Annotated in this window: 20 protein-coding genes and 1 other annotated feature; of the genes, 2 read left to right on the top strand and 18 right to left on the bottom strand. The window is 37.6% G+C overall.

Going from position 1 to position 23,995, the window contains the following annotated elements:
- Positions 1–33 precede the first annotated feature (33 nt).
- From lonB to ilvE, 13 genes are all read right to left on the bottom strand, one after another.
- Positions 34–1,704, bottom strand: coding sequence for an ATP-dependent protease LonB (gene lonB / locus IQ10_RS08665; protein WP_144450095.1), 1,671 nt, complete (start codon positions 1,702–1,704; stop codon positions 34–36).
- Positions 1,705–1,890: 186 nt separating this feature from the next.
- A complete protein-coding gene (gene clpX / locus IQ10_RS08660) occupies positions 1,891–3,165 on the bottom strand; it encodes an ATP-dependent protease ATP-binding subunit ClpX (RefSeq protein WP_144450094.1) in 1,275 nt (424 codons plus the stop codon).
- Positions 3,166–3,714: 549 nt separating this feature from the next.
- On the bottom strand, positions 3,715–5,007 hold the full coding sequence (tig, locus tag IQ10_RS08655) for a trigger factor (RefSeq protein ID WP_144450093.1): 1,293 nt from the start codon (positions 5,005–5,007) through the stop codon (positions 3,715–3,717).
- Positions 5,008–5,127: 120 nt separating this feature from the next.
- A complete protein-coding gene (locus tag IQ10_RS08650) occupies positions 5,128–6,189 on the bottom strand; it encodes a tetratricopeptide repeat protein (RefSeq protein ID WP_144450092.1) in 1,062 nt (353 codons plus the stop codon).
- 356 nt (positions 6,190–6,545) lie between these two features.
- Positions 6,546–7,133 (bottom strand): 3-isopropylmalate dehydratase small subunit, encoded by a 588-nt coding sequence (gene leuD, locus IQ10_RS08645; RefSeq protein ID WP_144450091.1) that lies wholly within the window; start codon positions 7,131–7,133, stop codon positions 6,546–6,548.
- Between the two features lie 17 nt (positions 7,134–7,150).
- Positions 7,151–8,569 (bottom strand): 3-isopropylmalate dehydratase large subunit, encoded by a 1,419-nt coding sequence (leuC, locus tag IQ10_RS08640; protein ID WP_144450090.1) that lies wholly within the window; start codon positions 8,567–8,569, stop codon positions 7,151–7,153.
- A gap of 77 nt (positions 8,570–8,646) precedes the next feature.
- Positions 8,647–9,738, bottom strand: a complete 1,092-nt coding sequence (leuB, locus tag IQ10_RS08635) for a 3-isopropylmalate dehydrogenase (RefSeq protein ID WP_144450089.1) — start codon at positions 9,736–9,738, stop codon at positions 8,647–8,649.
- Positions 9,739–9,756: 18 nt separating this feature from the next.
- The gene (locus tag IQ10_RS08630; RefSeq protein ID WP_144450088.1) at positions 9,757–11,304 is read right to left on the bottom strand and encodes a 2-isopropylmalate synthase; all 1,548 of its coding nucleotides are present in this window, start codon (positions 11,302–11,304) and stop codon (positions 9,757–9,759) included.
- Positions 11,305–11,317: 13 nt separating this feature from the next.
- Positions 11,318–12,319, bottom strand: coding sequence for a ketol-acid reductoisomerase (gene ilvC / locus IQ10_RS08625; RefSeq protein WP_144450087.1), 1,002 nt, complete (start codon positions 12,317–12,319; stop codon positions 11,318–11,320).
- 61 nt (positions 12,320–12,380) lie between these two features.
- A complete protein-coding gene (gene ilvN, locus IQ10_RS08620; protein WP_144450086.1) occupies positions 12,381–12,902 on the bottom strand; it encodes an acetolactate synthase small subunit in 522 nt (173 codons plus the stop codon).
- Positions 12,899–14,620: an acetolactate synthase large subunit gene (gene ilvB, locus IQ10_RS08615; RefSeq protein ID WP_437177677.1), complete on the bottom strand. Its 1,722-nt coding sequence runs from the start codon at positions 14,618–14,620 to the stop codon at positions 12,899–12,901. The genes ilvN and ilvB overlap by 4 nt, the downstream gene beginning before the upstream one ends.
- A gap of 111 nt (positions 14,621–14,731) precedes the next feature.
- Positions 14,732–14,986 (bottom strand) — a binding site (T-box leader).
- A gap of 3 nt (positions 14,987–14,989) precedes the next feature.
- On the bottom strand, positions 14,990–16,657 hold the full coding sequence (gene ilvD / locus IQ10_RS08610) for a dihydroxy-acid dehydratase (RefSeq protein WP_144450084.1): 1,668 nt from the start codon (positions 16,655–16,657) through the stop codon (positions 14,990–14,992).
- Positions 16,658–16,695: 38 nt separating this feature from the next.
- A complete protein-coding gene (ilvE, locus tag IQ10_RS08605; RefSeq protein WP_144450083.1) occupies positions 16,696–17,601 on the bottom strand; it encodes a branched-chain-amino-acid transaminase in 906 nt (301 codons plus the stop codon).
- Positions 17,602–18,046: 445 nt separating this feature from the next.
- On the opposite strand from ilvE, the gene IQ10_RS08600 reads away from it, so the two are divergent.
- Positions 18,047–18,457 (top strand): hypothetical protein, encoded by a 411-nt coding sequence (locus IQ10_RS08600; protein ID WP_144450082.1) that lies wholly within the window; start codon positions 18,047–18,049, stop codon positions 18,455–18,457.
- Between the two features lie 459 nt (positions 18,458–18,916).
- On the opposite strand, the gene IQ10_RS08590 is transcribed toward IQ10_RS08600, so the two are convergent.
- The 4 genes from IQ10_RS08590 to IQ10_RS08575 form a co-directional block, all read right to left on the bottom strand.
- Positions 18,917–19,750 carry a hypothetical protein gene (locus IQ10_RS08590; RefSeq protein WP_144450081.1) on the bottom strand — a complete coding sequence of 278 codons (834 nt, stop codon included), beginning with the start codon at positions 19,748–19,750 and terminating at the stop codon, positions 18,917–18,919.
- Positions 19,747–20,031 (bottom strand): hypothetical protein, encoded by a 285-nt coding sequence (locus IQ10_RS08585; protein WP_144450080.1) that lies wholly within the window; start codon positions 20,029–20,031, stop codon positions 19,747–19,749. Before IQ10_RS08585 ends, IQ10_RS08590 begins: the two co-directional genes overlap by 4 nt.
- A 102-nt stretch (positions 20,032–20,133) precedes the next feature.
- Positions 20,134–21,084, bottom strand: coding sequence for a hypothetical protein (locus tag IQ10_RS08580; RefSeq protein ID WP_144450079.1), 951 nt, complete (start codon positions 21,082–21,084; stop codon positions 20,134–20,136).
- Between the two features lie 204 nt (positions 21,085–21,288).
- A complete protein-coding gene (locus tag IQ10_RS08575) occupies positions 21,289–21,891 on the bottom strand; it encodes a recombinase family protein (RefSeq protein WP_144450078.1) in 603 nt (200 codons plus the stop codon).
- A 384-nt stretch (positions 21,892–22,275) separates the two neighbouring features.
- Between IQ10_RS08575 and IQ10_RS08570 the strand changes: the two genes are divergently transcribed.
- Complete coding sequence (locus IQ10_RS08570; protein WP_144450077.1) at positions 22,276–23,034, top strand: Cthe_2314 family HEPN domain-containing protein; 759 nt, start codon at positions 22,276–22,278, stop codon at positions 23,032–23,034.
- A 137-nt stretch (positions 23,035–23,171) separates the two neighbouring features.
- On the opposite strand, the gene IQ10_RS08565 is transcribed toward IQ10_RS08570, so the two are convergent.
- Positions 23,172–23,924, bottom strand: a complete 753-nt coding sequence (locus tag IQ10_RS08565) for a hypothetical protein (RefSeq protein WP_144450076.1) — start codon at positions 23,922–23,924, stop codon at positions 23,172–23,174.
- Positions 23,925–23,995: the final 71 nt, after the last annotated feature.

Raw genomic sequence — 23,995 nt, 5'->3', positions numbered from 1 at the left:
AATTTTATCTTATCACCATATCTTTGTCTAATCTTATACCGGTGCGATGGATGTTTTCACCTCAATACTTGCCGGGATCATTTCCTCATGTTCTTGCTCCTCTTCAATTGCAAAGCGAAGAACTTCATCAAAATGTTCAACTGTAACCACTTTAATGCCTGTAACAGCTTGAAGCAAGGCTTGTTCATTCTCCTTGGGAATCACAACCGTATCAGCACCTGCCAATTTTGCCGCCTCAACCTTGGCAACCACACCACCAACCGGCTTTACCTTTCCATGTATGCCAAGCTCTCCAGTCATCGCTATTGTATTACGTACTTTTTCCTTGCGAATAGCTGAATATATGCCTGTGGCAATTGCTATGCCAGCTGAAGGACCATCAACAGGACCTCCACCAGGAAAATTCACATGAATATCATAGTTCTGAGTCGGAATACCCATTCGTCTTAAGACGGTTACAACATTCTCGACAGATCCCTTCGCCATACTTTTTCTTCTAATCGAGCGAACTTGATTTCCCGTACTCTCTTCTTCAGCAATTCCTGTAATATTAACCGAACCTTTACCTGGATTATCAATAACATTTACTTCAATTTCAAGTAAAGCACCTAAATTTGGGCCATAAACAGCTAATCCATTGACTAGTCCAACAGCTGAATGATGATGAATCCGTCGTTCAGGTCTTGGTGCTAGCTGACTTGCATGTAAAACCCATTCTACATCTGTAAGCGTTAACTCTTGTCGACCTTCTGAAGTTGCTACACCAGCAGCAATTTGAACGATATTAACAGCTTCTCGCCCATTCGTTGCATACTTTGCAATCCGCTCAATTGCCCCTTCTTCAGCAGTGAAACTGATTTTATCAGCAGCTTTTTTAGCAATGGCAATAATCTCTTGAGGTTTTAAAGAACGGAAATAAACTTCTAAGCAGCGTGATCGTATTGCAGGAGGAAGTTCATCAGGAGTTCGGGTTGTTGCACCAATTAACCTAAAATCTGCTGGTAATCCTTTTTGAAAAATTTCATGAATATGGCGAGGAATTTGTTGGTTTTCCTCACTATAATATGCACTTTCAAGAAACACTTTCCGATCTTCAAGCACCTTTAATAATTTATTTAATTGGATCGAATGAAGTTCACCAATTTCATCGATAAATAAAACACCACCATGTGCTTTCGTAACAGCCCCGTGCTTTGGTTGTGGAATTCCTGCTTGTCCCATCGCACCCGCTCCTTGATAAATAGGATCATGAACAGAACCAATAAGCGGATCGGCAATCCCTCTTTCATCAAACCGAGCCGTTGTACCATCTAATTCAACAAAAACAGCATCTTGTGAGAAGGGTGAGCTAGAATTCTTTTTTGCTTCCTCAAGAACAAGGCGAGCGGCAGCCGTTTTTCCAACACCAGGTGGCCCATAAATAATAATATGTTGCGGATTTGGTCCACACAGGGCAGCACGTAAAGAACGAATTCCTTCCTCTTGACCGACAATATCCTCAAAACTAACTGGACGAACCTTTTCAGCCAAAGGCTCGCTTAATGAGATTGCACGCATTTTGCGAAGTTGTTCCATTTCTTTTTTAGACTCTCTATCAATCGAAACACGTTGGTTACGCTGATTCTTCAACAAATTCCAAAAGTATATGCCAATAACGACACCAAAAAAAAGCTGTACCACCAAAGCAATTCCAGTCCAATTCATGATGAAACCTCCCAAAGTAGTCGTTTGTTTCTCTTAGTATGACCGGGATAAACAACACTAATCAAAGAAAGTTTGCCCACACGACTTGGGTACTCGGCGTTGCTCACATGAGGTGAGCGATTTTAGCCAAGTTTATCAACACTAAATAAAAAACCGACTCTTCAAAAAGAGTCGGCCAACAAAATTTTATGCACTTTCTTTTGGTTCTTCTTTAGACAGATTAATTTCAGTACCATCTTTTGTTAATAATGTTGGTACTGCATTTTCTGTTACGCACTTATCATGAATAATACACTTCACGATATCATCTCGTGATGGCAAGTCAAACATAACATCAAGCATAAGTGTTTCAATAATTGAACGCAAACCACGAGCACCTGTTTTACGTTCAATCGCCTTATTCGCAATTTCTCGTAAAGCTTGCTCTGTAAATTCAAGTTCTACATCATCAAGCTCAAGTAATTTTTGATATTGCTTTACTAACGCATTTTTCGGTTGAGTTAAAATCTCTACTAATGCGTCGATATCTAGTGGTTCAAGACTTGAAATCACTGGAAGTCGGCCAATAAATTCAGGAATTAATCCAAAACGAAGTAAAACTTCTGGAAGAACTTTGCCTAAATATTCGCCTGGCTTAAGCTCTTCTTGCTTCACATCTGAACCAAAACCGATTACTTTTTTACCTAGACGACGTTTGATGATTTGTTCAATACCATCAAATGCGCCTCCACAAATAAAGAGAACGTTTGTCGTGTCAATTTGAATGAATTCCTGATGCGGATGCTTACGTCCACCTTGGGGTGGTACGCTTGCTGTTGTACCTTCAAGAATCTTAAGTAAGGCTTGCTGCACACCTTCACCAGAAACATCACGAGTTATTGATGGATTTTCTGATTTACGTGCAACCTTATCAATTTCATCGATGTAGATAATCCCTTTTTCAGCTTTTTCAACATCATAATCAGCAGCTTGAATTAACTTGAGAAGGATATTCTCTACATCCTCACCAACATAACCTGCTTCTGTAAGAGATGTTGCATCAGCAATTGCAAACGGTACGTTCAAAATTCGTGCTAATGTTTGAGCAAGTAATGTTTTCCCACTACCAGTTGGGCCAATCATACAGATATTACTTTTCGCTAATTCTACTTCATCAGAACGGCTTAACGAATTAATGCGCTTGTAATGGTTATAAACAGCAACAGCTAATGATTTTTTCGCACGATCTTGACCAATCACATAGTCATCAAGAATTTGACGAATTTCATGTGGCTTAGGTACTTCTTGATATTCAACTTCTTCTTCTGTCCCTAGCTCTTCTTCAACAATTTCAGTGCAGAGCTCGATACATTCATCACATATATACACACCAGGTCCAGCAACAAGCTTACGAACTTGGTCTTGTGTTTTTCCACAAAAAGAACATTTGAGCTGTCCTTTTTCTTCGTTAAATTTAAACATTCGATCACCCCTTAGTAAATATTGTACCATCCTCAATCATTATTTGCCCATCATAATGGCTCTACTTAAATTAAATCCCTCTCTAAGAAGGATAGCGAGTAAACTTATCATACGAGTATTGATCACTGCATTCGTATGTTTCGCCATTGTATCATACAACTACAAAAAAAACCTAAGCAAAACCCCTGCCTAACCGTAACCAAAACAAACTTAAAGCATATGTACATCGTCAAAAAAAGTCATCTTGTAAATGTAAATCCATAAAGGCTTACTTCATTTTATGTATGGATTGCTTATAGATTCAAGATTCAGGGATAAAAATCCTTTTTCTTACGGAAAATCATATTATTTTATCACCCACTTTTTCAGATATCTTTACTTGAGTTGTAATCAAGCTTCTAATTAGTATCTGTCATAAGCTTGTTCAATAAACATTGTTACCATACATTTAAAGTCAATGGATGAAAAACAAAACCATTATATGATGATGGAAAAACAAGGCACGAGAATTCGCGCCTTGTTTTATCTTTTTATACTATTTAAGGTCAATTATGCTTTTTTGCTGTTATCAACAAGGAATTCAACAGCTTTTTGGATTTTAAGATCACTCTTAATTCCTTCAAGACCACCTTGAGCAGCAAAAATATTTTTAATTTCATCTACAGGACGTTGATACATCTCAGCCATCTTTTCAATTTCATTATCAACATCTTCGTCAGCAACTTCAATGTTCTCAGCATTTGCAATTGCTTCTAATGTAAGGTTAATACGAACACGCTTTTCTCCATCAATCTTGAACTGTTCACGCATAGCAGTTTCATCTTGTCCAGAGAACTGGTAATACAAATCAAGGTTCATACCTTGAGCTTGTAAGCGTTGGTCGAATTCCTGCATCATGCGATCAACTTCCGTATTAACCATTGCTTCAGGAATGTCAATTTTAGCATTTTCAGCAGCTTTCTCAACTAATGTATCGCGTACGTCATTTTGCGCTTCGTTCTCTTTATCTTGTTGAAGCTTTTCTTTTAGTTCAGCTTTAAGCTCTTCAAGTGTCTCCACTTTTTCATTTACATCTTTAGCGAACTCATCATCAAGTGCTGGTAGTTCCTTACGCTTGATATCATGGATTTTCACTTTGAATGTTGCTGGTTTACCAGCTAGGTCTTCTGCATGGTATTCTTCTGGGAATGAAACCTCAACGTCTTTTTCGTCCCCAACTTTAAGACCTACTAATTGCTCTTCAAAACCTGGAATGAATTGACCAGAACCGATTTCAAGTGAATAGTTTTCAGCTTGTCCGCCTTCAAATGCTTCTCCATCAACAAAGCCTTCAAAATCTAATACAGCTGTATCACCGTTCTCGATTGTTCCGTCTTCAACAACAACAAGCTCCGCGTGACGCTCTTGAAGCTTTTTAAGTTCAGCATCAACATCTTCATCTGTAACAGTCGTATCCTTTTCTTCCACTTCAAGACCTTTATACTCACCAAGTTCAACTTCTGGCTTAACAGTCACTTTAGCAGTGAAAACAAGATTACTACCTTTTTCCATTGTTTCTACGTCAATTTCAGGACGATCTACTGGCTCAATACCAGCTTCATCGATTGCACTTGCATATGCATCAGGAAGAATGATATCAATAGCATCTTGATAAAGTGATTCTACTCCAAATTGTTTCTCAAAAATAGCACGAGGTACTTTACCTTTACGGAATCCTGGTACATTAACTTTCTTAACAACTTTCTTGAACGCTTGATCAAGAGCAGCGTCTACCTTTTCAGCTGCTACTTCAATTGTAAGAACGCCTTCATTTCCTTCTAACTTTTCCCATTTTGCAGTCATTTTCTTTCCCTCCAACTATACACATCTTCGTTTCCGAACGATAGATTTCTTCTATAATCTTTGACAACCATTCTAGTATACCATAATGGCTGTTCATTTCAAATAATACTTCATTGACTGTTAATCCCTGTCTTTATTCTGATCTTGAGAGTAAATTGAATCGATTTGAAAGACCATTGCCTCTAACTTCTTAACCTCAGTCACTTTTTCAAGTAGATTCTTTTTTATGACTTGATATCGCTCTTCTATTTCATTCATCTCGCCGTCCATTCCAATACGTTCAGATGCACAAATGTGAAATACCGCAGCCCAGAAATTTTCATCTTTAGGCTCGGGTAAAAAAGGAAAGAGTGCAAATAAATGCGCCCAACAAAGCTGCTTCGTCATTTCAAATAGAAATGGATTTTCATGTTCAAGTTCAGCACTTAACCTGTCAATCACACGACGCCCAAAACTTAATTGAGCGAGTTCATCTAATTGACTTGGAATGACATCCATTTTCTTGCCTTGTTTTTCTATATGTATAGGTTTGTCATACTTCTTTTCGTAAAGCGCTTTAAGAGCAAGACTTTGAAGGGCTAGGTCACGGTCACTTTTCATAAGATAGGAAATCAATGCTTCTGTTGCATCAGGATGATTGATCTCTTTTAACTGTAGAATAGCATTTGATTGAAGTTCTAGTGACTTGGACTCGAGCATATGTATAATGTCTTTATGAACTGGGTTTGAATCTGGCTGAATTTGATGCAACCACTCCTCATCCCCCACCATTTGTCGACTAAAATGAAGCAACTGATAAAATGATTCTGCATACTGGGCTGGAATGCGATCTTCTGATATTACAGCATCTAACATATCAACAACCTCTTGATATTTTCCAAGCTGCACAAGCAAAGAAATATGCACTTGTAGGTTATCGTAATAATCACCGATCCCTTCACGCAATAATTCACTCGTATGTTCAACCGCTTCCTCAAGTCGGCCTAACTCAACGAGACTAAGCATTTTGCCAAACAACACTTGAGGATGTTCTGGCTCATGCTCCTCTGCTGAAAGAAAAAATTGGTAAGCTGCCTCCCCATCCTTTTCCTTCAGTGCGTCCATCCCTTTTTCAATCAGACGCTTCACAAGACCTGGATATAAAATAACATTTTTGTCTTTTTTATGTAATCGTTTATCCATATTGGAACCGCTCCACTCTCTATTGAGTCTGATAACCCTATTCTTTACAGTTTATCAGTTCACTCATCACATGACAATTAAAGTGGTTAAGGAAACTTCCTGTGGGCAAGTACCCTCATCCTGAAGGCAAATTCAGCTGCAAATATCCTAGTCCTCACAGTGCCTGGCCATATGCCCTCGTCTTTAAGCTAAAGATACTCGGCTAAGTTCGCCCACGTCCTGTGGGCAACACCGATTCCTCTCCTCACGAGGAAAAAATAAAAAGTCTGACCTTAGTTTGTCACATAAACTCATTATAATATGTACGATGAGTAATATGTGCTTTCTTAGAGGTCAGACTCATACTAATTTACTCTTTAGCTATTAAGAACTTTTTCTTCGTATGCTTTGATTTGGTCATCAAATTTAAGCGTTAAGCCAATTTCATCCCAGCCGTTTAATAGCATTTCTTTCCAATAAGGGTCGATGACAAAAGTAGCTTCAAATCCATCTCCGCTAATTGTTTGTTCTTTTAAATTTACATCTAGATCGAATGCTTGATTCTCTTCTTTTGTAAGAAGCTCATGTACCTTATCCTCATCTAAGCGGATTGGTAACATTCCATTTTTCACACAATTATTATAGAAAATATCAGCAAAGCTCGGAGCAATGATCACTTTAAATCCATAGTCATGTAAGGCCCAAGGTGCATGCTCACGAGATGAACCACAACCGAAATTATGTGCAGCTACAAGGATGCTTGCACCTTGTGTATGAGGTTTATTTAATTCGAATTCAGGATCTGGTGTCCCGTCTTTTAGAAAACGCCAATCAAAGAATAAAAATTGACCAAATCCAGTCCGTTCAACACGTTTTAAAAATTGCTTAGGAATAATTTGATCTGTGTCAACATTTACTCGATTCATTGTCGCAACTCTGCCTTTATGCTGTACAATTGGTTCCATTGTTCTCCCTCCTCTTTTTATTGTGAAACATGCTGATTTTTAAATTCACGGATATCAACAAAATGACCAGCTATTGCCGCAGCAGCTGCCATTTCTGGACTTACTAAATGAGTTCGTGCTCCCTTACCCTGTCTACCTTCAAAGTTACGGTTAGAGGTCGAAGCGCATCTCTCGCCTTCAGGAACGACATCAGGATTCATGCTAAGGCACATACTACAGCCAGAGCTACGCCATTCAAAACCAGCTTCAGTAAAAATAGCATCCAAACCCTCTTCTTCAGCAAGCTGTTTCACTCGTTGTGATCCTGGTACGACAAGTGCACGTACATGAGGTGCTACTTTACGCCCTTTAACAACTTGTGCTGCAGCACGAATATCACTAAGACGTGAATTCGTACATGAACCAATGAAAACATGTTGTATCTGAATCTCTGAAATTGGAGTTCCTGGTGTAAGATCCATATATTCAAGAGCTTGTTCAATCGCTCGTCTATCTGGTTCATTTTTTGCATCTGCAGGAGATGGTACAGTTTTTGAAATACCAACACCTTGTGATGGATTTGTTCCCCATGTTACCATCGGTTCTATTTCAGAAGCATCGATCGTAACAACACGATCATAAGTTGCTCCTTCGTCAGTAGCTAATTGCTTCCATTCTTCCACTATCTTTGAAAAAGCTTCTCCAGACGGAACAAATTCTCTACCTTCTAAGTAATCAAATGTCACCTGATCAGGACTGATTAAACCTGCTTTTGCACCAGCCTCAATCGACATATTACAGATCGTCATACGCTCTTCCATCGTTAGCCCGCGAATCGCTTCACCTGTAAACTCAATCACAGAACCAGTTCCAACATCAACGCCAAATTTTGAGATAATTGCTAAGATGATATCTTTAGCAGCCATGTCAGGAGCGAGTTTACCTGTTACACGAACTTCTAATGTTTTTGGTTTTGATTGCCAAAGTGTTTGCGTAGCAAGTACATGCTCCACCTCACTCGTGCCAATTCCAAATGCAAGTGCGCCAAATGCGCCATGAGTCGATGTATGACTATCACCACAAACAATCGTTTTACCTGGCTGAGTCAAACCAAGCTCAGGACCGATAACATGAACAATTCCATTTTCAGGATGTTTAAGATCAACAAGATCAATACCAAATTCACGGCAATTTTCTTCAAGTGTTTCCATTTGCTTTCGCGCAATTTGGTCCGTAATATCGTAACGGTTAACTGTCGGTACGTTATGATCCATCGTTGCAAAAGTTAAATCTGGACGACGTACTTGACGATTCGCAAGTCTTAATCCTTCGAATGCTTGTGGGGATGTCACTTCATGAACCATGTGTAAATCAATATAGAGAAGTCCTGGTTTCCCCTCTTCTGCTACTACTTCATGCTTCTCCCAAATTTTTTCGATAATCGTTTTTGGTGCCATCTTTCGCTCCTCCTCTTCTTTTATAGTTTTAGGTAGAAATGAGAGCAATGGATATTCTCCATTGCCCCATTTACCACTTACGAAACAGTTGTTGTTTTATCAAGTGCTTCAAGAACCTTATCTGTCATTTCGACAGTTGACAATGCAGATTCACGGTTCTCTGTTAAATCGGCTGTACGATAGCCGTTTTCCAATACATTATTAATAGCTTTTTGGAGAGCCTCAGCCTCATCTGGCATCTGTAATGTATAAGCAAGCATCATTGCAACCGAAGATAAAGTTGCTAACGGATTAGCAATTCCTTTTCCTGCAATATCTGGAGCTGAACCATGAATTGGTTCAAATAATCCAGGTCCTGACTCACTTAAACTAGCAGATGGCAGCATTCCAAGTGACCCTGTAATCATCGATGCCTCATCACTTAAAATATCTCCAAACATATTTTCTGTTACCATTACATCAAATTGCTTTGGATTTCGTACCAACTGCATTGCCGCATTATCGACAAGCATATGGCTATACTCAACATTCGGATAATCTTTAGCTACTTCGTCAACGACTTCTCGCCATAAACGACTTGACTCAAGTACATTGGCCTTATCAACCGAAGTCAAAACGCCACGGCGTTGCTCTGCTAGCTCGAATCCTCGTCTAACAATTCGCTCGATTTCTGCTCGTGAATACACTAACGTATCAATAGCGATTTCCTGACCGCCTTCATTTCTACGTTCCCTCGGCTCACCAAAGTATAAGCCTCCTGTTAACTCTCTAACGATAAGAAGATCAACACCTTCAATAATATCATCCTTCAATGGTGATGCTTCAGCTAAACTATCAAAAATCGTTACAGGACGAAGGTTGGCAAAAAGATCAAGTGCTTTTCGTAAGCCAAGTAAGCCTTTTTCTGGTCGCTGTTCTCCTGGAAGTGTATCCCACTTTGGACCACCTACAGCGCCTAACAGAACCGCATCACTTTGCTTACAGAGGGAAATCGTTTCTTCTGGTAAAGGTTGACCAATCGCATCAATAGCCGCTCCACCAAGAAGACCTTTCTTTATTTCAAAATCATGATGATAAATACGTCCTATTTCTGTTAACACACGTGTCGCTGCCTCACATACTTCAGGTCCGATACCATCACCAGGGAGAATCGCAATGCGTTTTCTCATTTTTCTTCCTCCCTTTTCTTATACATTTACTGATTTTGTTAGCTTTTGATTATATTGCTGACGATTAATTGTACGATTAACCGCATTAATATAAGCTTTTGCTGATGCTTCTAGAACATCATGAGCTGTGCCACGTCCTGATGATTCAACACCATCGTACTTCACATTGACATATACTTCTGCCAATGCATCGCGGCCCCCTGAGATTGATTGAATACGATAATCCGTTAATAGAACAGGACCATCAATGACTCTCTCAAGTGTATTATAGATAGCTTCGACACTACCAGAACCTGTCGCTGCCTCTTGAACCACCTCACCAGATGGTAGCTTCATTGTAATCGTGGCAGTCGGAATATTAATCGTACCATAGTTGACTTGTAATGTTTCTAACTCGTAATGCGCAATAGCTGTTCCTACTGTCGCTTCTGTCATTAGAGCAAACAAATCTTCTTCAGTGATTTCTTTCTTTTTGTCTGCTAAATCTTTAAATGCAATGAAAATCTTTTGAAGCTCTTCATCTGTTCCGTTAAAGCCAAGCTCTTTTAACTTATCTTTAAACGCATGACGGCCTGAATGTTTACCAAGTACCATACGATTTGATGAAACACCAACAAGCTCTGGTGTAATAATTTCGTATGTTTCCTTGTTCTTCAAGACACCATCTTGATGAATACCAGATTCATGTGCAAACGCATTATTTCCAACAACTGCTTTATTACTTGGAACAACCATACCTGTCAGCTTGCTAACAAGGGTGCTTGTTCGCTTAATTTCTTTTAACACGATTCCAGTATCAGCTTGATAATGGTCTTGGCGAATATTTAAGGCAACAGCAATTTCTTCAAGTGCTGCATTTCCAGCACGTTCACCAATTCCATTGATCGTACACTCAACCTGGCCTGCTCCATTTTGAATCGCAGCAAGGGAATTGGCTACTGCCATACCTAAATCATCATGATTATGTGTTGATAAAATGGCCTTGTGAATATTCGATACATTTTCTGACACATATTTAAACATTTGCCCAATTTCATATGGTGTCGTGTACCCAACCGTATCTGGTAAATTGATAACCGTTGCCCCTGCATCAATCACTTCTTTAATGATGCGAGCAAGAAACGGCAATTCAGTACGACTTGCATCTTCTGCTGACCATTGTACTTGTGGGAATTTTGATGCTGCTAATTTCACCGCTGCAACAGCATTCTCAACGACTTCATCAGGTGTCATTTTTAACTTGTATTCCATATGAATCGGTGATGTTGCAAGAAATACGTGAATTCTTGGCTCAGCACTATCTTTTAGCGCCTCCCAAGTTGTTTCAATATCACGCTCAAGCGAACGAGCAAGGCCTGTAACAGAGCTTCCCTTTACTGTTTGTGCGATAGCTTGCACTGAAGAAAAATCACCTTGTGAAGAGGCTGGAAATCCAGCCTCAATAATATCGACACCTAAACGTTCGAGTTGCTTTGCAATTTCGAGCTTCTCTTGAAAGTTTAAGTTTACACCTGCTGATTGTTCTCCATCTCTTAGCGTGGTATCAAAAACATTAATCTTTCGCACTACAGACCACTCCTTAGATTTTTGATTTTGCTTTCACGAATGGCATCATTTCACGTAGTTCGCGGCCGACAACTTCAATTGGATGTTGATTTTCAGCTCTAGTGATCGCCGTAAATTCTGGACGGTTTGCTTGATTTTCAAGGATCCATCCTTTTGCAAATTTACCAGTTTGGATATCAGTAAGGACTTTCTTCATAGCTTTTTTCGTGTCGTCTGTAATAATTTGAGGACCTGCTACGTAATCTCCCCATTGAGCAGTATCAGAAATAGAGTAACGCATTGTTTCAAGTCCACCTTCATACATAAGGTCAACGATTAATTTTAATTCATGTAAGCACTCGAAATATGCAACTTCTGGTTGATAACCAGCTTCAACTAGTGTTTCAAAACCAGCTTTAACTAGTGCAGATGCTCCACCACATAAAACCGCTTGTTCACCAAATAGATCTGTTTCAGTTTCTTCTTGGAATGTTGTTTCAAGAACACCTGCACGTGCAGAACCGATTTGCTTCGCATAAGCTAATGCAATTTCTTTTGCATTACCAGTTGCATCTTGATACACAGCGATTAATCCTGGTACACCGCCGCCTTCTTCAAATACACGACGTACTAAATGTCCTGGTCCTTTTGGTGCTGCAAGGAATACGTCTACATCACTTGGTGGAACGATTTGGTTAAAGTGAATATTGAAACCATGTGCAAATGCAAGTGTCTTACCTGCTGTTAACTCAGGTTCGATTTCATTTTTGTATACTGTTGGTTGAAGCTCATCTGGAAGAAGAATCATGATTAGATCTGCTTTAGCTGCAGCTTCACGAACACTAAGCACTTCAAAACCATCTTCTACAGCTTTATCCCAAGACTTTCCTGGGCGAAGTCCGATAATAACATCCTGACCACTTTCACGCATGTTCAAAGAATGCGCATGACCTTGTGAACCGTAACCAATAACTGCTACCTTCTTATCTTTTAAAATTCCTTCATTTACATCTGAATTGTAATAAACCTTTGCCATAATAAATCTCTCCTCTAATGTTGTTTTTATTTTTTATAAAAGGAATAAAAAATTCCACTTACTAATTAATGAGTGTCAATCGATAAGGATCGTTGACAGGTTGTTTGGTGCTACGCTTAAAGGCTGTAATACCAGTTCGGGCAATTTCCTTTAACCCATAAGGACGAAGGAGGTCAATAAAAGCTTCAACCTTTGGGTGGTCACCCGTAATCTGGACGGTCATGCTTTCACGACCGATATCAATAATTGATGCTCTAAACGGATTAACAAGTGCAGCTACCTCACCTCGTTGTTGCGGAGTAACGACAACCTTAATTAAGGCTAGCTCTCTCGCTACAATAGATTCATCGGTAATATCTTGAACTTTCAGAACATCAACTTGCTTATTCAACTGCTTAATCACTTGCTCAATATTTTGCATGCTGTCAGTAGCAACGACAAAAGTCATTCTCGAAATTGCAGGGTTCTCAGTCACTCCAACAGTAATACTTTCAATATTATAATGACGTCTAGCAAACAACCCTGTAATTCGATTTAGAACACCTGACGTATTATTTACAAGGGCAGTGATTGTACGTTTCATGGCTTAATCCCCTCCATTTGATGCTGGCCTTTACCTGGAGCAATCATTGGATAAACATTTTCCTCTTTTGCTACACGAATATCCATTAGAACAGGTCCAGGGTGAGCAATCATTTCTTCTAATGCAGCGCGCAGATCTGATTTTGCATCAACTCTGATTCCTTTAATATCGTAAGCTTCTGCTAACTTTACGAAGTTTGGTTGAATCGGAAATAGGGAATTAGAGTAGCGTTCGCCATGAAATAACTGCTGCCACTGGCGAACCATTCCTAGTGAAGCATTATTAACAATGACAATTTTCACTGGTAGATTTAATTCCTGCAAAATTGACATCTCTTGTGCTGTCATTTGGAAACCAGCATCTCCAACAACAGAGATAACAGTCGCCTCTGGCTCAGCAAATTGAGCTCCAATAGCTGCTGGGAAACCAAAGCCCATTGTTCCAAGCCCACCTGAAGTTACCCAACGGTTTGGCCTGTTAAACTTGTAAAACTGGGCTGACCACATTTGGTGTTGACCGACATCTGTTGTCACGATCGCTTCACCATTCGTTACGTCATGAATAAGTTCAAGTAACTGTTGTGGTTTAATTGTTTCACCGTCTTCTTTGTACCAAAGTGGATATTCTTGCTTCAGTTGTTGAAGTTTTGAACACCATTCTTTTGTGTCTCCAGGCTCACCATTCTCTTCCAGTAACATTTGCAACGCTTTTTTCGCATCGCCAACTACAGGGATTTCTGTTTCGATATTTTTACCAATCTCAGCTGGATCAATATCAATATGAACAACACGAGCTTCTGGAGCAAAATGAGCTAGATTTCCTGTTAGTCGATCATCAAAGCGAGCACCAATGCTGATAAGTAAATCAGCTTCATGAATCGCCATATTCGCTGTATAAGTGCCGTGCATACCACCCATACCTAAAAATAACTCATGCTCTCCAGGAAAACAGCCTAACCCAAGAAGTGTATTGACAACAGGAATCTGATTTTTCTCAACAAATGTAACAAGCTCATCTGACGCATTTCCATGTAATACGCCTGCACCAGCTAAAATAACTGGCTTTTTCGCTGTTGAAACTGCTTCATTTACCTTACGAATTTGAAGACGATTCGGCACAATTGTTGGTTGATAGCCTGGTAAATCAATTTCCTTGTCATAATCAAATAATCCAGTTGCCAGTGACACATCTTTTGGTAAATCAACTAGCACTGGGCCTGGACGTCCAGTCGTTGCAATATGAAACGCTTCTTTTAAAATTCGTGGTAACTCCTCTACAGATCGAACTTGGTAGTTATGCTTTGTTATTGGCATTGTGATCCCAATCATGTCAGCCTCTTGGAAAGCATCTGTTCCAATAACAGTTGTTGCTACTTGACCCGTAATAACAACAAGAGGAAGTGAGTCAATCATCGCATCTGCAATTCCAGTTACAACATTTGTTGCCCCAGGACCAGATGTCACGATACAGACTCCTGGCTTTCCAGACACTCTAGCATAGCCTTGTGCAGCATGGATCGCTCCTTGTTCATGCCTTGCAAGAATATGACGAATCCCTTTTTTATAGATTTCATCATAAGTTGGAAGAATGGCGCCACCAGGGTAGCCGAAAATGACATCGACACCTTCTTTCGCAAGTGCTGCAATCAACATTCCTGATCCTGACAACTCTTCGATTGGCTCATTACTCGTCTGTTCTTCGTTTTTCTTCACCTTCATACTCATCTCCTCGTGCCTCCTCGCATAATCATTCAATTTCTATTTATCAAATCAATAGGTAACTATATAACAAAAAAACCTTTTCACCCCATAGAAAGCCATTATGTTGGCTTAAGGGGTGAAAAGGTTTTCTCTCCACGGTACCACCCTTATTCATTGAATCGAATTGATTCAATCTTATGGATAAGCTCGCACTTACCACATTTTGATAACGAGTGCTGTGAACACTCGATCAACCTTACTAGAAAATCGTTCAGGCTGATACTCTGAGGTGAGCTTCCTCATTGGTGACAACACCGCATCTCAGCAGCACGGCTCTCTGTTGATGTCCAACCAATAAGTACTTTTCCTCTTCTTCGTTTTTTGCTATTAAATTTTCATGACTCCGCCTGTGTTGGCTGATGTAACAAGCTTTGCATATCTAGCAAGATAGCCTTTTTTCACTTTTGGCTCAGGTGCTACAAAACCTTCTTTACGCTCTGCATGAACTTCTTCAGATACAAGCCATTCAATTGTACGATTTGTTAAATCAATGCGAATACGATCACCATTTTCAACGAAAGCAATTGGGCCACCATCTGCTGCTTCTGGAGATATATGACCGATTGAAATCCCACGAGATGCCCCAGAAAAGCGACCATCTGTAATAAGAGCTACTTTCGTTCCTAATCCGCGTCCAGAAATCGCTGCTGTTGGAGCAAGCATCTCAGGCATTCCTGGACCACCTTTTGGTCCCTCATAGCGGATTACAACAACGTGCCCTTCACGTACAAGGCCATCATCAATTCCTTTTTGCGCTTCTTCTTGAGAGTTAAAAACAATTGCTTCTCCCTCAAAAACTTTAATAGATGGATCTACAGCTCCTACTTTAATAACTCCACCATCTGGTGCGATATTACCATATAAAATGGAGAGTCCTCCAACTGGACTATATGGGTTATCTTTACGTCGGATAACATCGTCATTTGTAATCTCTGCATCTTTTACATTTTCATACAAACTTTTTCCTGTGATTGTAATTCGTTCTGGATGTATAGCACCTTCAATTGCACAAAGCTCTTTAATGATCGCACTAACGCCACCTGCTTTGTGAACATCATCCATTGAATAATCAGATGCTGGGCTAATCTTACTTAAATATGGCACTCGCTCAGCGACTTTATTAATTCGATTTAAGTCATAATCAATTTCTGCTTCATTCGCAATTGCTAATGTATGAAGGACCGTATTAGTTGACCCACCCATTGCCATATCAAGTGCAAACGCATCATCAATTGTTTCTTCTGTAATAATGTCTCTAGGTTTAATGTCTTTCTCTATTAAATTCATCAAGTGCTTTGCGGCATCTTTAATAAGCTGATGACGATCATTAGAAGTTGCTACAATCGTTCCGTTACCTGGCAAAGCCATTCCAAGCATTTCCATCAACGAGTTCATTGAATTTGCAGTGAACATTCCTGAACAAGAACCACATGTCGGACATGCACTTTGTTCAATTTCAAGCAATTCTTCTCGTGACATTTTTCCAGAAGCAAATGCCCCTACTCCTTCAAAGACAGACACAAGAGATAAGCTCTGACCATCTTTCGTTCTACCTGCTTCCATTGGTCCACCTGAAACGAATACTGATGGGACGTTCGTTCTTACAGATGCCATTAACATCCCTGGTGTGATTTTGTCACAATTTGGAATGTAAAATACTCCGTCAAACCAATGCGCATTAATAACTGTTTCTGCAGCGTCACAAATGATTTCACGACTTGGTAGTGAATAACGCATACCGATATGTCCCATAGCAATACCATCGTCAACACCAATTGTGTTGAATTCAAAAGGAATTCCACCCGCTTCACGTATTGCTTCTTTAGCAACTTCTGCAAATTTATTTAAATGCATGTGACCTGGAATGATATCAATATAAGAGTTACAAACTCCGATAAATGGCTTATCCATCTCATCTTCTTTTACTCCAGCTGCTCGAAGTAAGCTTCGATGAGGTGCACGATCAATACCTTTTTTTATCATGTTACTTCTCATACTACCCGCTCCCTATTCAATTGCTTCTATCTCTCTATTTAACTAACTTCTATTTCTTGATCTTCTTTATATACCTTCTCACCGTCTTCAATCACACGGTGTCGGAAAGCTTCTAGGAGCTGTTGTGTTTCTTTTCCAGGAACACCATTTCCAATTACGCGCCCATCGACCTTCACTACTGCAATCACTTCGGCCGCAGTTCCTGTTAAGAAAACTTCATCAGCTACATAAACATCATGACGTGTAAATGGCTCTTCTTTGACAGTATAGCCAAGCTCTGTAGCAATCTCCATGATAGCATTGCGTGTAATTCCTTCAAGGGCTCCAATATAGCCTGGTGGTGTTAGGATTTTCTTACCCTTTATAATAAACACATTGTCAGCTGATCCTTCAGCAACGTAGCCTTGATCATTCAGCATCAATGCTTCACTTACACCCGCAAGACTTGCTTCAATCTTGACAAGAACGTTATTCAAATAATTCAGTGATTTAACCTTAGGACTAAGTACATCTGGACGATTTCTTCTTGTTGCTACCGTAATAATTTCTAATCCGCTATCATAGAGCTCTTTTGGAAAGAGAGCTAATTCTTCAGCAATGATAACGATTTGTGGCTTAGCACAAGACGATGGATCAAGTCCTAGATTTCCTACACCTCTAGATATAACAAGACGAATATAAGCACTTCGCAATTTATTTCTTTGAAGTGTCTTTATAACTAAATCTGTCATTTCTTCTTTTGTATGAGGAATGACAAGCATAATAGACTTAGCTGAATCGTAGAGCCGGTCAAGATGCTCTTTTAGTCTAAACACATTTCCATCATAAACTCGAATACCTTCAAAAACACCATCTCCATATAAGAAACCATGATCATAAACGGAGATTTTAGCATCGTGTTTTTCAACAAATTCGCCATTTAAATAAATCCACTGTTCACTCATGACGCTCACTCTCCCTATGTCTCATGCAACTTTCTAAGTAGCTATAAAATACATGTAGCTTTGTGCATGAAATGTTCTCTCTTGAGCGGACATTTGTTTATATAATAGTTGTTGTTTGAGGTTTATCATACGCTCATTCAGGAAGATGGTCAACCACTTTAGAAAAAATAATTTGACTATTTTGATATGTCGATCAATATGTATACGCTTACAACATTGATTTATATGGATAATTAGCATTGTTTTGAGTTGAAAGAAATCTTTGAAAAGTCTTTGGTATTTTTTATTGATATTGCTTAAATTTTAATTAAAAGAATGGCTTAGTATGAAATTTGGTTTTTCCCCACAGGACGCCTTAAAAACATGGGTTGTAGAAAAAAAGTCATTGGAACGAATAGCATAGAAACTTAAGAGGTAGGACATCCTATTAATGGGTGATAAAATGATGGTCAAGTATTTTAAAAAGTGGTTGAGACTTTCAAAGAGATTTCCGTTTGTACACGTAAGAAATCGAACACGCGCTTCTCTTATTGTTGTAGAAGATTTATCACAAACTTGTGATACTCCTGCGGAAAAATTTCTCTACGAACAATTACAAGCTAACTTATATTATCCAACTCCGCATTATTGGATTAATGGTGTGAGGATTAACCTTGCACTCGTTCCATTCAAACTAGCTTTAATAGAGACTAGTCCTGGTATAGACGAAAAGCGAATTGTACGGTTATTAAAAAAGCAGAGGTGGCGTGTCGTCTTCTACGATGCCAAACTGTTGTTACAAAATGAGCATATCTATTTTGAGCAAGTGTTACAATATGCTCCAACGCATGCAAAAAACGTCTCCACTTCAATATGAAATGGAGACGTTTATTATGTAAGTTAAATGGCGTCCCAGGAGAGATTCGAACTCCCGACCGCACGCTTAGAAGGCGTGTGCTTGAAGTAATGGGAAACCTCAATATATCAATAGTTTTCTTAGGTTATGTATAACGGTCACTTTTCGAACTTAGACCGTAATCGCTACTTCATTTTAATTAAGTTATAACTTTAAAGCAATATAAACAATAAAAATGATGATTTCGAAGTGCTTTTAATAAAAAAAGCCTTATTTCTTGAAGATTGGAATAAGGCTTCTTAATTGATAGTTTCGACATTGATACGTGCTGTCCATTAAATCACGGTCGGGTCAAAAGGGCTTTTGAATGGAGTTATATCAATTATTCATAACTGTTTTAGTACTTTTCATTACTTGTTATTCCTAAAAAAATGGTACTAAAGCCAGTTCCTATTTACACTTTAAAGCAATTCCCTTCAATTACTTTTCTATAATATTTATGCTTGGATGGCTTTTTATTATTTCGAGGACCTTGATATACGTGTTGGGTTCAATAAGGTCGACTGAAATGTTTCCTTTTTTTAATTCTTCAATATCTTTAAATGTTGCAAGTAAAGGTACTTTTCCACCATTCCTTTTTATCAGGGCATTTAGGTATTCTAGCCCTTTTATCAAGACAGGAGTCAAATCGTAAAGATAAGAATCATATAAGTGTTTTATGAAAAGCATTGAAATTTCTACATGTGGTTCAATTCGAATTAATTCAGGCATTATTTCAATATCTTCCCTAGCATGTTTCCATGACTTAAAGCCTAATAATGTTCGCTTTGATGCAAAAACACCATTTTGATTTACTAGACTTCTCCTGATATTTGTTAAGGGGAAACCATAATGTAAAGCATAATTCCTCATTAATGCCATAAATCGATATGATACGTGATTATCGTAAAAATCATGTGTTTTACTTTCAAATTCCTTCAATTTCTGTTTTCCAAAATGTTTTTGATTGTATCTTTCTCCATAATCAATAAACATAGACAAGGAAGAAAGGTAATTAATCAATAATCGGTTGGCTTCTAAATATATTTGTTCGTTATCTGAATTCAGTATTTCATTAACTTTCGATATGTAAGCTAAAAATTCATTACCGTTTCTTTCAAAAAGTTGATAAACATGGGTCATTGAATTTATTTTTTTAGCTTCACCTAACATAGACTGGATTTCTTCATACTCTTCTTTTGTTATGTGTTTTTCTATAATGAATTGGTGTTGACCTTCTTTAATAACTTCTCTATAACCTATTGCGTAAATCATTTACTCTTGTACTCTTCAAGATAATATTTGATGAAATCTCCATCATCGAAGTTGTTACCCGCCTTCATTTCAATCACTCTAACAATCATAGTATTTCCTTCAGCGGGAAAGTCAGTCAGAGTGAAACGATCACCAAGTTGTAGTAGTACATCTTCTTCTTTTGGTGTTCCATTGTTTGAATCATCATGTACAAAAACTCCCATTTCTATAAATTCTTTAGCAGTTCCAGACATGATTAGTTTATTTGCAAAGTAGAAATATAGCCTGGTATTTTTACTCACGCTATCCACTCCTTCTTCTTGTTATATAGTAAGTGTAACATTAGGATTTTTAATACCAAACTTGCGAAAATTTTTGTTGTATGACTTAATTCCTTTACCTTATCAAATAAGTTCTTTTGCACCAACAAAAGGTTCTGCTAATAAGTTAAACTTCGCTATCTTCTTATGCAGAATTTCAATTAAGTCTATTTCACCTGCCAGAACCACTCTTAAGTCAAATCCATCCATTAAAAAGATAGTTTTATCTGGGTGTTGTTTCATTAAAGGAATTACATTTTGAGACCATCCATTTATAGATATAAATAATCCCATAGTTTGTTTGCCAGAACGGGAAACCTTCCCATATAATGAATCCAATTGACTCATATCTGTAAGTTGATTGGTCCATTTCATTTCAACAAGATAATGCCATCCATCTAATTTAAATGCTCCATCGATCTGTTCACCACCGTTGTTCCTTCTAAAGCTTTCTAATAACGCAATGTCATAAAGCTGGAATAACATATTTGTTAATTCTTCTAACAAATATCCTTTTCTCTGTGGATTTTTTTCCTTGGTAGCCATCTCGTCAAACATTAGCAACAATAATTTGGAACGCTCATAGATCTCTTTTTTTCTATCTTGCCTTACTTTCCTTTTTAATTCTTCAACTCTAAGAATTTCACGTTTTTTCTCTTCTTCAAGCAATTGTGCCTCGTTAGCTTCCATTATTTCAATTGTATTCAATTCTTCCCTCGCCTTTTGAACGATAGCTCTGGCACTATATTCATTATCAGCTAAATGAAATCTATTCCACTTGGCAGCAAGTTCAATTAGGGATTTAATAAACTTCTTCTCTTCTATCTGATTTTTTGATTCGTCCAACAATAATATACCAATTTCTCTTTTTGTTAACGGCTTTCCTTCTGGATTTTTAAGGCTTCTTAACCTTGCAAATTGCTCCTTTTTAACGCCAGCTGGCTTTAAGATATGTTCATACATAAGATTCTTTATATTAACTAAATTCACAATAATTTCGATGGCAAGCTTTCTTGTATTTTCATTTAATTGCACAATGATTACACCTGCTTTCAAGTCCTCATATTTAATATGATAACATATTGAAATCTTTAAGTAATTCTGGCAATTATTCAAAGTTTCAAAAAAATCATAGGGTGTGAATGAACCAACCTACCTTTTATCTCATTTATAGTCATATTAAAAATGTGGAATTATCCCCCTCTATCCTCATTAGATAGAGACCCCATGAGGAGTCTCTTAACTTGCCTCATATTCCTTTACCTTGCGATAAAATGTAGCCTTAGTTAGATTTGATTTCTTCATTGCTTCTACTGCAGTTATATCCCCCGCTTTCCATTGCTTATAAGCCTGCTCAAATTCAGATGTTATAGATGTTTTAGGTCTTCCTAGGTGTTTACCGTGAGCCTTTGCAGAAGCTATACCTTCAGCTTGACGAGTCTTAATCTTCATTCTCTCTTCCTCAGCAATCCACGACAAAACCTGTAATACTAAGTCAGCTACAAAAGATCCGATCGAATCATTATACTTACGTGTATCTAATAATGGCATGTCAATTACAACAATATGCGCTTCGATGTTCTGTGTGATATCTTTCCACTCGTCAAGAATCACCTTTTTGTTACGACCAAGTCGATCTAATGAATGTATGTATAATGTATCTCCTTTACGTAAACGCAATTTCAAAGCTTGGTATTGAGGTCTATTGAAGTCTTTTCCGCTTTGCTTATCGATATGGATATCACGCTCATCAATTCCAATAGCATACATGCTATCCAGTTGTTGTGTTTCGTTTTGGTCATTACTACTTACTCGAACATATCCGAACTCTTTGTTATCCATTGGTTAAATCCACCTTGTTATTTAATACTCTTATCGTATCGAATTAGTATCAAAAGGTCAATTGTAAAAATGATACGTTTCAAAAGTAAGCTAGATACCATATGAGACTACCCAAACCCTTATTCAACCGTATCATGATATGCGTTCCAAAAAGTGTACCTTTTTGCACATAAATAAATTCACTAATTATCGGAGGGCTAATTGATTGTTAATATCAAGATATTATGTTGGAATTGGCACAATGAAAGTTATTTATAAAATTACATTTCCTTATTGGAAATATATATCGGTAAAGATTTGACAGATGATATTAATTATATTGGAAGAGAAAACTAAAAAGGAATCTTTCTCCAATTGTTGAATAGTATTGTAGGAGGTGTTAATATGGATATTTATGATTACGCTAAGTACCCGGCAAAAGAAGATTGGCAAGAAATTTGTAAAGAAAAAGCAAGTGCATTTGAAAAATTAGGGTTTGAACCACCAACAACACAGGACACTTTATTAGATTTATTTGGATATGACAATGGTGTGGAACTGAAGTATTGGGTGAGAGAATATAATAATAGAGCGTTTGATTTAACACAAAATTACACATTATTAAAATCTTATTTTGACGCTGGAATACCTGACGATGAATGGTACATATCACCAGGTAAAAACGGTGCTAGTATTTCGTATTTCCCACATTTTGAAGAACGACATTTTGCTAATTTATATTGGTTTGGATTTTACATGGAAAGCTTTTTTACAAGAGCTGAAGGTTTAATTGATACTGTGTATCATTTAGTGAATGTAAAATTTAATTTGGGTGTGGAACCTAAACTAGGTTTTAGAAAAAAGGTCTTAAATGAACTTGAAACAGTAGATAAAGATTTATTTGATTATTTAAATGATCTTCCGCAAAATATAAAGTTTAAAAAAATGAATGAATACAGAAATAATCTCGTTCATAATTTCCGACCAAGCCAAATTGATTCAGGAATTGGAAACCCAGAAAAACAAGCAGATGGCTCCGTGATAAGAACACTTTCAGTTGGGAATTATACAACTTCAACTGAATTTTTAAATATTATTCATGAAACAATTGATTTACTTGTAGAAGTTACAGATGAAATACGGAATAAAGTAGAACAAAATTGATAAAACAATGATTGCCTTATTATCAGTAAACGTGCACAGCTTTCCGATGTGTGCGTTTTATTTACTGAGCAGATAAGTTGATAAACAAAAATAAAACATCGCTCCATGACGAGCAATGCCTATAACTTGATTAAAAATTATTCCTTGATTATCATTTCAATTGGTAATTCTTTATCTATTTCAACCAAGCCTAATTCAACTGCAATATCTTTAATATTCCCTACGTTTACTGTTACATCATTATCCAAAAACTTACTAATAACAAACCGAAATTCTTTTTGATGTTCAAAAAATTTACTTTTATAAAATAATGCAGCAATCGGATTTGTTTCATATTCTTCTTTAATGAGTGGGTGTGGATCATTCTGTTCATCGAAATATTCGACCAACCCTCTTGCTAGATGAAAATCCATTGCTTTAGCTGCTTTTTCAAAGCGTTCTAGAACCTTTGTAATATCGCTAAACAAAATCAAATGTCGTCCCTTAAACTGTTTTCTTAATTCAATCTCTACTTCTGGTTTTAATTTTATTTGATTTGTATTAGGTACAATTTTAAAATCGTTTTTTACCGATAAATAAACAAAACAACAAATTGGAATTTGTGATATTACATCATATCTAGTATGAATTACATTCGGAGTAACAGGTAATACCAGCTTTTCTTCATCTGTTTCCAATATTATTTGGTCACCCTTTTGAAGTAAAAAGCTCCAACCGCCTTCATGTTTATCTGCTATTCCTTTATTAGTTTCTTTTTCTTCCAGTTCGATGAAATATTTATTTCTAGCAAAATAAATATTTCCAGCCATAGTTGTTTCAACAAATTGGGGTTCTACAAATTTAGCTAAAATAGTTACATCTGAATCTCCTAGCATACTTTTTATATCCATATTACGACCTCCTTTTTCTATATTTTAACATAATAAAAGGCAATCACAATTTAGTGATTGCCTCAATGAAT

This window comes from Halalkalibacter nanhaiisediminis (assembly GCF_007830185.1).
Classification (GTDB): domain Bacteria; phylum Bacillota; class Bacilli; order Bacillales; family Bacillaceae_D; genus Halalkalibacter; species Halalkalibacter nanhaiisediminis.
Note: the sequence above shows the minus strand (reverse complement) of the source record. Positions and strands in the feature narration are given on the sequence as shown.

Excerpts from the sequence above, each read along its gene's own strand:
- clpX (WP_144450094.1), bottom strand. The coding sequence starts at position 3,165 with ATGTTTAAATTTAACGAAGAAAAAGGACAGCTCAAATGTTCTTTTTGT.
- ilvC (WP_144450087.1), bottom strand. The coding sequence starts at position 12,319 with ATGGCAAAGGTTTATTACAATTCAGATGTAAATGAAGGAATTTTAAAA.
- IQ10_RS08650 (WP_144450092.1), bottom strand. The coding sequence starts at position 6,189 with ATGGATAAACGATTACATAAAAAAGACAAAAATGTTATTTTATATCCA.
- leuC (WP_144450090.1), bottom strand. The coding sequence starts at position 8,569 with ATGGCACCAAAAACGATTATCGAAAAAATTTGGGAGAAGCATGAAGTA.
- ilvN (WP_144450086.1), bottom strand. The coding sequence starts at position 12,902 with ATGAAACGTACAATCACTGCCCTTGTAAATAATACGTCAGGTGTTCTA.
- IQ10_RS08570 (WP_144450077.1), top strand. The coding sequence starts at position 22,276 with ATGGATATTTATGATTACGCTAAGTACCCGGCAAAAGAAGATTGGCAA.
- IQ10_RS08600 (WP_144450082.1), top strand. The coding sequence starts at position 18,047 with ATGGTCAAGTATTTTAAAAAGTGGTTGAGACTTTCAAAGAGATTTCCG.
- ilvD (WP_144450084.1), bottom strand. The coding sequence starts at position 16,657 with ATGAGAAGTAACATGATAAAAAAAGGTATTGATCGTGCACCTCATCGA.
- IQ10_RS08590 (WP_144450081.1), bottom strand. The coding sequence starts at position 19,750 with ATGATTTACGCAATAGGTTATAGAGAAGTTATTAAAGAAGGTCAACAC.
- leuD (WP_144450091.1), bottom strand. The coding sequence starts at position 7,133 with ATGGAACCAATTGTACAGCATAAAGGCAGAGTTGCGACAATGAATCGA.
- ilvE (WP_144450083.1), bottom strand. The coding sequence starts at position 17,601 with ATGAGTGAACAGTGGATTTATTTAAATGGCGAATTTGTTGAAAAACAC.
- ilvB (WP_437177677.1), bottom strand. The coding sequence starts at position 14,620 with ATGAAGGTGAAGAAAAACGAAGAACAGACGAGTAATGAGCCAATCGAA.
- IQ10_RS08565 (WP_144450076.1), bottom strand. The coding sequence starts at position 23,924 with ATGGATATAAAAAGTATGCTAGGAGATTCAGATGTAACTATTTTAGCT.
- lonB (WP_144450095.1), bottom strand. The coding sequence starts at position 1,704 with ATGAATTGGACTGGAATTGCTTTGGTGGTACAGCTTTTTTTTGGTGTC.
- leuB (WP_144450089.1), bottom strand. The coding sequence starts at position 9,738 with ATGAGAAAACGCATTGCGATTCTCCCTGGTGATGGTATCGGACCTGAA.
- tig (WP_144450093.1), bottom strand. The coding sequence starts at position 5,007 with ATGACTGCAAAATGGGAAAAGTTAGAAGGAAATGAAGGCGTTCTTACA.
- IQ10_RS08575 (WP_144450078.1), bottom strand. The coding sequence starts at position 21,891 with ATGGATAACAAAGAGTTCGGATATGTTCGAGTAAGTAGTAATGACCAA.